This is a genomic window from Bradyrhizobium sp. 132, from assembly GCF_023074185.1.
GTDB lineage: Bacteria > Pseudomonadota > Alphaproteobacteria > Rhizobiales > Xanthobacteraceae > Bradyrhizobium.
The window spans coordinates 28,954-41,755 of the sequence record NZ_JADPKY010000028.1 but is presented as its reverse complement, the minus strand read 5'-3'; the positions used below and the strand labels follow the sequence as shown (position 1 = coordinate 41,755).

Below are 12,802 nucleotides of genomic sequence, written 5' to 3'. Positions count from 1 at the left end.
GTGGAGCTCGCGCGAGGGATGTATCTCCCTCGCGCGAGCTCTGCTCGTTTTTCACGTAACCGCAAAGTACGAGCATTATCATCGCGCCGCTCGACCACAGAACGAATCGAGCGTTGCGGTAGTGCTCAGCCATTCCCACTCAGCACCAGCGACGGCTCGTCCCGATACGGCTCGCATAGGAAGAACCGGTGTATCGCAGCTCGCCAATTCTTAGCGAGCGGTCGAAAAGCCTGAATCGTGCCTGGTACACCGAGCGTCGGGCCAATGCATGACCACGACCCGGGCTGTCGCTGGCTCCGCTCGATCAGCGGCGACTTCACGCACCGCTAGTTTGGGCGGATGAGGTACCGCGCGCAAGCTGCGCGAGCTCCGTCTCGAGCGTAGGGTTGCGCTTGAACATGGCGTCGATCAACGCTTGCGCCGGCTGCTCGGCCGCTTCCACCCACGTCGCCTTCTCCGCTCGTGCGGAGGGCGCGAAGACACGCTTGACGACCGTCGGCGACCCCCTCAGACCGCATTTGGCCATGTCATCCACGCCGGCAGTTTGAGCGCTCCATTTTACGATGGAGGCACGGGCCGCACGCAGGGCGTCGATCATTGCACCGCGGCGAATTTGATTGCTTGCCTCTAACATGCTGATGAGACAAGGAAGGTTGGAACGCAGCACTTGGACTCCTCCTTCGCAGCGCCGTTCCACATCAATCGTGCGTGCTTTGAAGTCCAACGCTTTGATTGTTGAAACATACGTAAGCTGCTGGACCCCGAGCCTCTTTGCAATGCCAGGTCCCACCTGCGCCGTATCGCCGTCGATAGTCTGCTTGCCAGTGAATATGACGTCTGGTGGGCCATATTCCTTCCCGATATTGCGAATCGCGCACGCCAGAGCGTAACTCGTCGCCAGCGTATCAGAGCCTGCGAAACTACGATCGGTGAGCAGGACAGCACGATCGGCACCGAATGTCAGCGCCTTTCGGAGAGATTCTTCGGCCGACGGCGGCCCCATTGTCAAAACAGTGATTTCACCGCCGAACTTGTCTCGTAGCTCGAGCGCAGCTTCCAGTGCGAACAGATCATATGGGTTGATGATCGTCGGCACGCCCTGCCGCATGATCGTATTCGTGACAGGATGCACGCGGATTTGTGCGGAGTCGGGGACCTGTTTGATGCAGACGATGCTGTGCATATGCTTCTCCTAAGATGTTGAGCAGGCTCCCCACGAATAGCAACTGTCATACCACCCCAGGCACTTCGCCGATGAGAGAGGAATGCAACGGCTGGCGATTGACGGTGAGACCGTTGGGACTGCGACGAGCTGCGTAAAGCGGGACGTGATCTCTCTCATCTGAGTCGCGCCATAAACGGCCCGGCCGCGATCTTGCGCGGGTTCGACACCTAATCATTTCTCATAGGGCGAATACATTGCAAGCAGACGATGACCAGCACGCGGCTGACGCGAAGATGGCTTACGCTCCGCCACGTCCAAGCAGAGCACATCGGTTTCGTATCCGCTTCATGGACCAGAGTACCGCCTCTTGCGCACGCTCTCCTACCGCGCCCGGCGATCGAGAGAGACGCGAGCCGACTCTTTATTCAGAAGCGCTTGATCTCGATACGGTGCCTTCTCAAGGCATATCCAATCTGGCGCGGCGTCAGTCCAAGCAAGCGCGCCGCCTTTGCCTGTACCCACCCGGACCTTTCCATCGCTGCGACTACGCGCTCGCGATCTGTGACCTTGGCGGCACCTATGTTGGGTCGGCCGGGTGGCTCTAGCGGCGTCAGTTCGCTACCGACCGGCTGAACGTGTGCCACAGCTTGTGTCGGCGGCATGCTCAGCCTCGCGGGAAGTGAGATTATCGGGCTCGGCTGTCGCGCCACTTGCTCCGGCCCGCACTTCCATAGCGTGGCCGACAGGCATTGCCCGTGCCGGCAGGCAAAATCGTCTCTTGCGATCGACGATCCGTGCGCCAGGGTCGCGGTCCGCTGCACACAGTTCTCCAGCTCACGGACATTCCCGGGAAATCCGCAATTCATAAGAACGTCAATCGCACTTGACTCGAAGACCAGAGCACGGCCGTTCTCATTGTTGAAGTTCTTCAAGAATCGAGCGGCGAGAAGCGGAATATCAGTGCGTCTTTCGCGCAGCGGCGGCAGTAGCAGAGGAACCACGCTAATGCGATAATAGAGATCGGCACGAAACTCCTTCCTTGCCACCGCCTCTTCAAGATTCTTGTTCGTGGCAGCAATCACGCGGACGTCGACTTTGATCGTCTGATTGCCGCCCACCCGCTCAAACTCCTGCTCCTGAAGCACGCGCAGGAGTTTCGCCTGGAACGACGCCGAGATCTCGCCAATCTCATCCAGAAACAACGTTCCCTTGTCCGCGAGTTCGAAGCGACCCTTGCGCGCGTTGAATGCGCCCGTAAACGCCCCTTTCTCGTGACCGAACAATTCGGATTCCAGCACCGTCTCGGTGAGGGCTGCGCAATTCAGCTTGATAAAGGGGCGTTTGGCGCGCGCTGAACGCTCGTGAATAGCCTTCGCTACCAGCTCTTTGCCGGTACCCGATTCGCCACGCAACAGAACTGTGCTATTCGATTTTGCGATCAGCTCGATCTTCTCAAGCATCGCGCGCAGCGCCGGACTGTCGCCGATAATTCCCTCGACTTGGACCTTCTTACGCTCCCGCCCATGAGGCTTGAGCTCGGACGACGGCTGCTTCTGCGGCCCGAACTCCTCGTCCATAAGCCGCCCGCGGTCGCGCACAAAGGTGCAATGCAGCTTCGCCGTCTGGCCCAGAAGGCTTGCGACCATCGTCACCAGGCGGAGGTCGTCCTCGAGCTGCGCATGCGTCTCGTTGTCTTCGACGCGGTCGATGCTCAGCGTACCCACAACTTTCTCGTCAATCTCTATGGGCACGCCGATGAAGGCAACGCACGTGTTACCGGCAGCGTCTAGCATCTCGACGTCCGAAGAACTGAAGATCGAATGCAGCGCTACGTTCTCGACGATGAGCGGCCGCCCCGTCGCCACAATTTGATCAATTGCTCCTTGCGGCAAGCGCCCCCCGCAACGCGCGTCGCGCCCTTCGCTCCGCCCGCCGTCTACGATGATCTCGGGCACCCCGTCATGTTCGAACAGGCATACGATGCCGCGCCGCATCTGCACGAGCGATGGCAGACGCTCGATGACGCTCGCCAGCTTGGCTTCGAGCCGGCATACGGCGGTGAGCGTGTGCGCTATTTCAAAGATCGTGCTTAGCGATTTCTCTTGCGATGGCAGAATAGAAGCGGAAGGGGCCGCGCCGGAGGTTGAGTTTGGTGTTTCGCGCGGGGAAACGCTGTCCAGCATAGTGACTTCTCCGTTCCTTTCTTGGTCCTCCCCATCACCTCGATCGGACTTGTTAGACTCGTGTTGCATGCCTGCCTCGATCTGACATCCAGCTCTCAGGGCGGGGGCGAGAGATGACGGCTCTTCATGGCACGCCGGCAGCACTTACAGTGACTAGATTTTGCGCTTTATTCTTTCCAACTCGCTGCGCGGATTCGCCCGGCCAACATGGCTTCCATCGATAAAGCTCAGTTAGCCGGGTTCGCCAGGGACGGATTCACTCACAAGTGTTGCCCGCCATTGATCGGCACTTCGGCGCCAGTGACATAACTTGCCGCATCTGAACATAGGAAGAAAATGACCTTGGCGACCTCTTCGGGTGTACCCACCCGGCGTAGTGGGATCTTTGGCACAAGATGCGCTTCCGTGTCAGGCGACAAAATGTCCGTCTTGATTTCGCCGGGCGCGATCGCATTGACGCGAATGCCATGTGAGGCGTAGTCGTGCGCCATTTCGCGCGTGAGACAAGCGAGCGCAGCTTTCGACGTGGCATATGCCGTGCCTGCAAATGGATGCACCCGCGCACCGGCGATCGAAGTCACATTGACGATCGAGCCTGAGGCCGCTTTTAGCTCATCGAACAGACCTTGCGCGAGCAGGATCGGCGCCACCAGATTCAGGTGGAACACGCTCATCCAGGTATCGACTGAGGTCGCCAGCGACGTGAGCCGGGCACCGTTTGGCGTTTTTGGTGAGTTTCCGGCATTGTTTATCAGTCCCTGCAGCGGTGCGCCGGCAAGGCGCTCCTTTATCTGAGCAATCACGCGCGGTAGCGTCCGATGATCGCTCAGGTCGACTTCGATATAGCTATCCCCCTCTGAGTCCCATGGGCAGCGCACCGCGTCGAATGGTTGGCGCGCGCAAGAAATGATGCGCCAACCGGCTTCCGAAAACAATCTTCCCGTGGCGCGACCGATACCGCGCGATGCCCCGGTCAATACCAGCGTCTTCCGCTCACGCAGCGGACGGCCCGCTCCATCGGCGTGAATTGGACCACGAGGGTCCGTTTCCGACGATTTAGCTGCGACCGCGTTGTCATCTGGTAGACCTAGATTCACACGCGACTCCCTTCCGCTCCCCTCGCCCGTGCACCTGGTGCAGGATCCGGGCCAGAGCGAAGCAGGGCACAGGTGGCGCGCTTTTACGTCGCAAATGGCAGGTTTCGAACATCTGGCCTGTTTGCTTTGCGACACCGGCAACGCCGCAGCAATGGCTGTCGTCGAGCTCCCGGGTGCCGCCCACTGCGTGCGCTACGCCTTCGAGCCAGAGGCTGGGGTTTCCATGGCGAGCTGACTGCGTCACCACTCCACGAGTGGTCTGTGGGTCATGCGCGCTAGACGAGATAGATTAGCTGCGGGCGGAGATCAGGATTTAATGGCCGGTTCGTCCAAGTTGCTCTCGGCCTGGATACGCGCGGCCGCACATACGGCTCTTGAGCAATACCGATGGGCCGCCGGCCACGCGGTTCATCACACCTCCGTCCGAAAGGACTCCGCGAGCGGAGCATGAACAAAGGCCGTCGTCCAGAAAACGAAAGCCCTGCCCAGCAAAGGCGATCCATCTACCGGACGCGCCTCCTTGCTGCTGGGACATTCTGACGTGACTGTCTGTTACGTTAGATTTCCTGGGCGACCCGGACCGCCATTGCCGTGCTTTTCACCGTCTGGCCAGCGACGGCGGACTTGGCTGGAGGATGACAGAACTGTAAGCTTTCCGCGCGACTCGACTTACACCGGAGGGCCCGAAGTGTTGCCGGGCAAGACCGCCGGCCCCGCTGGCATCGGCCTTACGCTTCTCAGGCGTTCGCCCTCCCACCGCACCGCATCCATGGTAGTGCGCCGGTCAGCCGTCGCTTGCGGGACGGAAGTCGCCATCCAACGTTCCTGCGACACGTTGCGAAACTCGACCGTGTCGAAGCCAGCAGTATCAGACCGATGATCTAGCCCGCCATTGTTCAGGCCCACATTCTGGCGCTTCAGGAAGCCGCGAAATGCTCGTAGGGATTATCGATCAGGGTCAAGCGCTCCGGATTGCGCTGGTCGAATTCAATAATCCGCGGAACGAGCAGACGGGCATAGCGCGTGAAGGCGCTGGTGGGGGGAAAGCGGATCACGGTAGCGCATCGCGCAAGAAGATACATGTCAATGAGAGCGGAAGCTCCACCTTCAATTCCCATTTCCGCACTATGCAACGGCCCTGCCCGATCGACCTGGAAACGTTTTGGTACGACGAAGACATCGGGAAACAGACCTGATAGGCGGTCGAGCACCTGTGCACTGTCCGTGCACAGGAAGACCTTTACAGGCTTTGGATATGGCAAAGCCTTGGCTTTACGGATTGCCATGCAGACCTGACGAAAGGCGAGTTCCGAATCGGCCCAGTACGGCGCATGGTCCATGATATCTTCGCCATTGCCGTGCCGAACATGAACGCCAATGATGCTATGGCCGCCAAAATGTTCCTCATACAAGGCGTCGATCCGCGCTTGAATCTCAGACCTGAGCTTGATGTTCCGAAAGATCAGTCGTTCGGCTGCCTCGCCACAACGCCACATCAGGCAGGCGTCACAGACAATGGTGTTGGCTTCGTTATCTTCTCTCGCCTGGAACAGCTCGGTCAGTTCGTCACGTTCTCGGAAGATCTGCTCATCCGGACGATTGATGCAGTCGATCGACGGCCTATTCCACCACCGCGGGAAGAACGGTCCGGGAAACGAGAGCTGGTTGATCCGGTCATCGCAAATCACCGGTACCCCAGCGATGTCCTCAACCGGCTCGAAGAACACCGGAAAGGCGTTGCTGAACGGTCGGTCGATGTAGCAGGAACCGCGCCAGTCAACGACGAGCGTCCGCCCGGTCCGCTGCGCGTACGACCAGGCTGACGCCAGCGACCAGAGACAGTCACCAAAGCCGGTACGCCTCCGAGAAATAACAAAGCGTTCCTTCGTCAAGTTATTAAACCCTTCTCGTTGCATAAGAGCAGTTTTGTGTGGCGCACCTACTCCATCTGCGATTCCGATCCTCACCGATGGACGGCTGGTCACCTGGACGCAAGGCGATCAACCCGCAACCCTCCTCCACGGCACCGCGATTGGCAGGTCATGCAAGAGGCGCCCAAGGAGCCCGCTTCCGCATTGCTCACTTTTACTACCGCGCAGTCTGTGACGGATGCAGCCGAATACGGCGCAGATCCCAGAGCCCGCGCAGTTCGTTCACGAGAGCTTCTCGCCTAGTCCTATCAGAGGTGACCCTGGCGAGAAGATCGGCAAGAACAGCTTCCTTCTCAATTTGCATCAGCATGTCGAACAGGTCATGCGAGACGCGCACGCTCTCCTGGCTGGAGTGACCCATGCGGATCTCGCAGACTGTCTCCTGGCGTTCTCGGCCCGCATGAGCGCGAACCCGGTAAAGAGATACATGGGGCGGCAGTGATACAGCGAGTGCAGTCCAGCTTTCGAGTGTTGTTGCCCGCTTCTTGACGAGGAATGAACCGATCACAAGGCCATCCAGCTCGGTTGACAAAAACGCCGTAATCGCATCGGCAACGGAATCTACGATCGGTTCGGCATTGTTGTTGAACGACGTATTAAGCAAAATCGGGACGCCAGTCAGGCCCTTGAACGCATTGATGAGTTCCCAGTAGGCGGCATTGTTCGTGCGGGAAACAGTTTGCAGCCGAGCTGTACCATCGATATGCGTGATCGCGCCCAGCAAAGCACGCTTGGATTCGCGCACGCGAACGACGAAATTCATGAAGGGATATTCTGCGCGACCATCCGGCAACTCAAAGAACGCGCCCGCATCCTCCTCCAGAACCGATGGCGCAAATGGTCGATAACCCTCGCGCTTCTTGACCATCGCATTGATCCGGTCCTTGTTCGCCGCGGGCCTCGGGTCCGCAAGAATACTACGGTTGCCGAGCGCACGAGGGCCGAACTCCGATCGGCCCTGTACCCACCCGATCACGGCGCCATCAACCATCCACTCGGCTGCTCTGGTTGCGACGTCAGCGGTCCGTTCAAACTCGAGGTGTCCGGCCCATCCCTTCAGTTCCTTTTCGATGCTATCGTCGCTGCCGACATCTGGCCCCCAATAAACCGTCTGTAGTCGCTCGCGGGGCGCAGGCTGCCCGGCCTCGTTCGACACCATCAATGCCGCGCCCAATGCGCATCCGGCGTCATGCGCAGCCGGCTGCACGAAGATGTCTTCGAACAGGCCTGAATACAGGAGTTTTCCGTTCAGCGTGCAGTTGTGGGCCACCCCGCCAGCCAGGCACAACCGTTTCATTCCGGTCGACTCACGGTAATGCCGCAGAATGTGAAACACGATCCGCTCCAGCGCCTCCTGCAACGATGCGCTCACATCTCGATGCTGTTGCGTGAACGGCATTCCCTTTCGCCGGACCTCGATATTGTGCAGCAATGCTGGGCCGATACGTTCGAGGTGAACGCGGTAGCCACCGTTTGCGCAGAGCTCATAGAATTGCGAAAAGAGCTCACGATAGCGTGCGGGATCTCCGTAAGGAGCCAGTCCCATAACCTTATACTCGTCGAACAGGCCGTAGCCGAGATATCGGATCGTCTCCAGATAGAACAGTCCGAGAGAGTTATTCTCTGGAAACGTCATAAGCTCGGTCATTTCGCTGCCTGACCCGACAGCCAAGAGACCCGACAGGAAGTCGCCACAACCGTCGATCGCGAGGACCAGGCTATCTTCAAAACCCGACATCGCCAGAGCGCTCACGGCGTGGGCCTGATGGTGGCCTACGAATGACACCCGGGAAGGATCAACTTGGGTACCGAACTCCGTGGCTAGAAGGTGCCGTAGCAGCAGATTCGCATCTAGGGGAATTGAGATTTCCGGTTGTGAGATAAACAACCGTTCGAGCATTGCATTGCAATAGGATTCAGTAGCGTAGAACGCAATACGATCGACGTCGCGAAGCTCCACACCCGCGGCTGCAAGACAGTATTCGATCGCACTGCTCGGGAGCTTGTTTGAATGTTTGATCCGGTTAAGGCGCTCCTCTTCCACGGCAGCGATCACGCGCCCGTCCTTGACAAGTACCGCGGCGCCGTCGTGCAGAAACGTGCCCGGCAGCCCAAGGGGGTTTTCATAGACCTTGTCGAGGCCGCCACTCAATCCTAGACACAGCATCTTGTTCTCCGTTAATCCTGAGAGGCCTGTTGGCCTATTTCGTATCGCTTGCTTTGGGAGTAGGCCCCGCGGGGCCGATCAGGCATCGCTAGCTGACGAGACGCATATAAGCGTCGCACGCGATTGGAAGTTCGCTAAGCCCGATATCTCATCTCGCACACGCGATGCTTCGCTTTAGATCTTATTCCTCTCACCGCATCAGGCGCTGCCGAAGGAGCACGGCCGAGACGAGGAAGGGAACTGCTGCGTAGATGCAAAGTGCGCCCACATGCAATCCGACGCTGTCAACCGGTCGACCAAGCATTGTTGGACGAATGAGATCGACCGAATGACTCAGCGGCAATAAGGCTGCGATGCGTTGAAACGAACCGGGCAACTGGCTCATTGGGAAGATCGTCCCGCTTAAATACATCATGGGCGTAAGAATAAGCGACTGGTAGAAGATGAAATAGTCGTGGCTCGGTGCAAGTGCTGAAACGACCATTGCGAGGCTCGCGAAAGTAACGCCAGTGAGGGCGATGGCTGGTAACGCATAGGGAATGGATGACCACTCTGCGTAACCCAGCGCGACGGCCACAATCGTGATCGCGGTCCCGGCGAGCAAGGCCTTGCTCGCTGCCCATGCCACTTCACCGAGGACAATGTCGCCGAGCGTAAGGGGCGTACAGAGCATTGCCTCCCAGGTGCAATTTGTCTGCATGCGAGCGTAAGCCGCATAGATCGTTTCGAAGGTTGCGGACACCATCGCGCTTGTGGCAACCATTCCAGCCGCCAGAAACGAGATGTATGAGGTGCCCTCAACACCACCTATGATCATTCCAAGGCCAAAACCGAGACCGAACAGAGAGCTCATCGGCTCGGCCAGATTCCCAAGAACCGATGCCAGAGCAACTTTCCGCCAAACCAGAAAATTGCGGCGCCATACCGCCATCCAGTTCCATGGATTAGCAGGGAGCGCCGGCGCAAAACGTTGCCACATCGTTCAGTCCTTTATCTCTCGCCCGGTTAGCCGCAAGAACACATCCTCCAGATTTGGAGGACGCTGCAGAAAGCGCAGTTCCGTGCGGTTGACAAGCCGGAGGCGCACCTGCTCTGGATCCGTGACATAGCAGAACAGCGTCTCCCCGCTCACCTCAGCGCGCTGCACTTGGGGTCTGACCAGCGGCAGCAGTTCGTGCGGGTTACCGCCGTAAATCTCGATCACTTGGCAGCCGATCTGCTGCTCGATCAGCGCGCGAGGCTGACCTTCGGCGATCTTACGGCCGTGCTCGAGCACGCACAGGCGGTCGCACAATCGCTCCGCCTCTTCCATGAAGTGGGTGGTGAGAAGGATCGTTTTGCCGCGCCCTAATAACGAGCGCAAGCGTTCCCAAATCAGGTGACGGCCGTGCGGATCGAGGCCGGTCGTCGGCTCATCAAGGACCAAGAGCTGCGGATCGTTAATGAGGGCCCGTGCCAACGTCAGGCGTCGCTTCATGCCGCCGGACAGTTCGGCGACTCGCGCGTCCGCCTTGTTCTCCAGGCGTGCGAATTCGAGCAGTGACGGCGTGACCGCTTCCACCTCAGCCGCGCTCATGGCGAAGTAGCGCCCGAAAACGAGCAAGTTTTCGCGCACCGTGAGCTGAAGATCAAGGTTATCGAACTGTGGGACAACCCCGATCCCCCGGCGCGCCAAGCGCGCCCGCGCCGGCACTGGCTCGCCGAGCACGCATATCTTACCTGCGTCGGGCGATGCAACACCCAGGATCAAACGCGCAAGCGTGCTTTTACCCGCGCCGTTTGGTCCCAGCAGACCGAAGCACTCTCCCGGCGAGACCGTAAACGAAAGAGCGTCCACGACGACCCTGTCGTCGTAGAACTTGCTCACCTGGAAAAGGTCGACTGCCGCGGTTGACATTTGCTTACGCCATCGCGACGGACGTTGTTCCCGCCGCTTCCCCGCTTGCGCGCTTTTTTGTCCAAAGCAGGCCGTCACACCATACGTGATCGACGCGTCCCCACTGGCACGCGGCGGCAGCATCCGGGAAAAAGCCGCGTCCATGCAGATTGGCGCTGGTATTGCAAAGCAGCGGAATGGCTGTGAGCTTCTCGTATTCGACGAGAAGCTCGGCCACTTCATGCTGAGAGGTTCTAGAAACGGTTTGTAGACGAGCAGATCCATCGAGATGCACGACGGCGGGAATTTTGTCCCGCCATTCTGGTCGCGTCTGGTGATCGAACAGCATGTACGGATCAGGTATTCCAGGGCTAAAAATCTCCGCGGCACGATCCTCCAGGCATATCGGCGCTACCGGCCTGAAATGCTCACGAAGTTTGACGTCGTTGAGATGATCTTTCATTCCTTCCCAGCTCGCAGCCGCGAGAATGCTTCTGCCACCCAAGGCTCGCGGCCCGAGCTCGGCACGCCCGGCAAGGAAGACCACGGGCTTGTCGCAAGCGAGGATTGCCGCAAGTTGGCCCATAGTGCAGGGCGCGCCCTCCCATTCGGGCGGGACTTCGCTGGGACGCACGGCCGGTCCGCTGTAGACCGACCATTCCAGAGCTCTAAAGCCTTGCTGTGCCGCCAATGCAGAGCAAGCAGCACCAATGGCTGAGCCGCTGTCGTTCGGAAAGGGCGGCACCCACACGAAATCGAACAGGCCTGTCGCACGAAATGCACTATTCCACTTAATATTCAGGCCACAGCCGCCGGATATGCAGAGGTTACGCGCCCCCGCAAGATTCGAATGCCGCTCCACCACATCAGCAATGGTGCGAACCAGCAGACGCTCTAGAAACACGTGAAATGACGCAAGGACGTCTTGGGCCTGTTTTTCCTTCAATCGCATTGCGCACGCATCGAAGAAGTCGTGCAGAGCTTCAAGTGGCGATTGTGAGCTGTTGATCTCTTCAAGCTCAGGACAAGCGCCCTCAGCATCCGTGGCAAAGTGGGCCTCATAAAGTTCATGAAACGTCTTAATACAATCCTCGTCGGGCGATCCCAGTGCGATATAGGCCATCAGCTTGCCGGCAATACCGAGATCCCAGCTGGTCCGGTCTGCCCGCCTGTAAGGTCCAAAGTGGTGTCCTGCCGTCGCATAGGCGTGACCTATTATCGGAAACAGGCACTCGATGAACCGGATGCCGTGGGGCTCTACATAGTAGAGGCGCGGAAAAATGCAGCCGTCCCACACCAAGCAGAAAGCAGATTGTCCGGATTTGGCAAACGAGCTGGCGCAGTATGCGGATGCTACGTGCCCGGTGACATGGGGATAGCTTTGATAGGGATATAGCTTCCCATCAAGCATGAGGCCGATCCGATCGCGGGACGTCAGGGGGCTATCGCCTTGCCGTTCGACATACGGCGCGCCCTTGAGCTTGATGGTCGTCGTCCCACTAAGGACTTCAAACTGTGACTCGAACTCTCCATCCCAGCCATCAATGACGAACTGATCAACATCGCTCGGATCCAGCCCGTGCTCCGCCAAGGCGCCAACAACGGCATCCAGGTTGTCGATAGTTTGATAACGCGGATTGTTGTTCAGCTTCTCCTGTTCGACACAAAACACCACCCGGCCGTCCTCGATCAGAGCGACTGCCCCGTCATGCGTCAACTTAATACCGCAAATGCGCATCGTAGCTCCTTTCAAGCTCGGCCGTTAGAACAAATCGAAGATCGCTCCGGATTGCGAAAGCGGACCAACAAGCAGTCTTCGTCAGCCGACTGCCCCTGGCACTGCACGCGTTCGACCTCAATGAGCGCTTCAGTCAACATCGTGATGACTGTCTCGGCGCCAGCGACATGCCCCCATCGCCTGCAGATGGCATCACGTGCAGATCCGAAGACCAGGTGCCCACCTGGAGCAAGCATCTTCACCAGCTTGTCGATTGCGGTACGCATCCGTGTCATGTCTTCGAGATAGTAGAGAACTTCGGCGACCACGATCAGATCGAACAGCTCTTCGGTCGAGAACCGCAGAATATCGGTCGCCGCCCAGCTGATATGCGACCACCTCTTGGTCCGCTGGACCGCTCGACCGATCGCTCGCGGCATAACATCGATGACCGTGAGCCGTTTGCAGTGAGGAGCAAGCTTCTCTGTGAATGCACCGGCCGCGCACCCGATCTCGAGGCCGGTTGAGACGGCGCCGTTCGACAGCGATAGCCGTAGCAATTGGGTGTGACGCTCACGTTCGAACGGATTGTCGTCAAGCCGCCATGGGTCATCGTTGGTCAGCTCCCGTTGCAACGATTGATATGTCTTGTCCACGCTCACCACT

At 58.7% G+C, this 12,802-nt stretch carries 9 protein-coding genes; all 9 read right to left on the bottom strand.

Translation table 11 applies throughout. The annotated features are described in order from the left end of the window. Positions 1 to 316: 316 nt before the first annotated feature. Complete coding sequence (locus IVA74_RS03925; RefSeq protein ID WP_247340035.1) at positions 317 to 1,183, bottom strand: electron transfer flavoprotein subunit beta/FixA family protein; 867 nt, start codon at positions 1,181 to 1,183, stop codon at positions 317 to 319. Positions 1,184 to 1,590: 407 nt separating this feature from the next. Next, positions 1,591 to 3,348, bottom strand: a complete 1,758-nt coding sequence (gene nifA, locus IVA74_RS03920; protein WP_247340033.1) for a nif-specific transcriptional activator NifA — start codon at positions 3,346 to 3,348, stop codon at positions 1,591 to 1,593. A 260-nt stretch (positions 3,349 to 3,608) separates the two neighbouring features. After that, positions 3,609 to 4,445, bottom strand: a complete 837-nt coding sequence (locus IVA74_RS03915) for an SDR family oxidoreductase (protein WP_247296043.1) — start codon at positions 4,443 to 4,445, stop codon at positions 3,609 to 3,611. A 917-nt stretch (positions 4,446 to 5,362) separates the two neighbouring features. Then, positions 5,363 to 6,361 (bottom strand): nodulation protein NodZ, encoded by a 999-nt coding sequence (locus IVA74_RS03910; protein WP_247340030.1) that lies wholly within the window; start codon positions 6,359 to 6,361, stop codon positions 5,363 to 5,365. A 172-nt stretch (positions 6,362 to 6,533) separates the two neighbouring features. Beyond that, a complete protein-coding gene (locus IVA74_RS03905; RefSeq protein WP_247340028.1) occupies positions 6,534 to 8,543 on the bottom strand; it encodes a carbamoyltransferase in 2,010 nt (669 codons plus the stop codon). Positions 8,544 to 8,733: 190 nt separating this feature from the next. Continuing rightward, complete coding sequence (locus IVA74_RS03900) at positions 8,734 to 9,522, bottom strand: ABC transporter permease (RefSeq protein ID WP_247340026.1); 789 nt, start codon at positions 9,520 to 9,522, stop codon at positions 8,734 to 8,736. A 3-nt stretch (positions 9,523 to 9,525) separates the two neighbouring features. Beyond that, on the bottom strand, positions 9,526 to 10,440 hold the full coding sequence (nodI, locus tag IVA74_RS03895) for a nodulation factor ABC transporter ATP-binding protein NodI (protein WP_247340023.1): 915 nt from the start codon (positions 10,438 to 10,440) through the stop codon (positions 9,526 to 9,528). Between the two features lie 4 nt (positions 10,441 to 10,444). Then, a complete protein-coding gene (nodU, locus tag IVA74_RS03890; RefSeq protein ID WP_247340021.1) occupies positions 10,445 to 12,157 on the bottom strand; it encodes a nodulation protein NodU in 1,713 nt (570 codons plus the stop codon). A gap of 11 nt (positions 12,158 to 12,168) precedes the next feature. Then, positions 12,169 to 12,798 (bottom strand): nodulation methyltransferase NodS, encoded by a 630-nt coding sequence (gene nodS / locus IVA74_RS03885; RefSeq protein WP_247340019.1) that lies wholly within the window; start codon positions 12,796 to 12,798, stop codon positions 12,169 to 12,171. Positions 12,799 to 12,802: the final 4 nt, after the last annotated feature.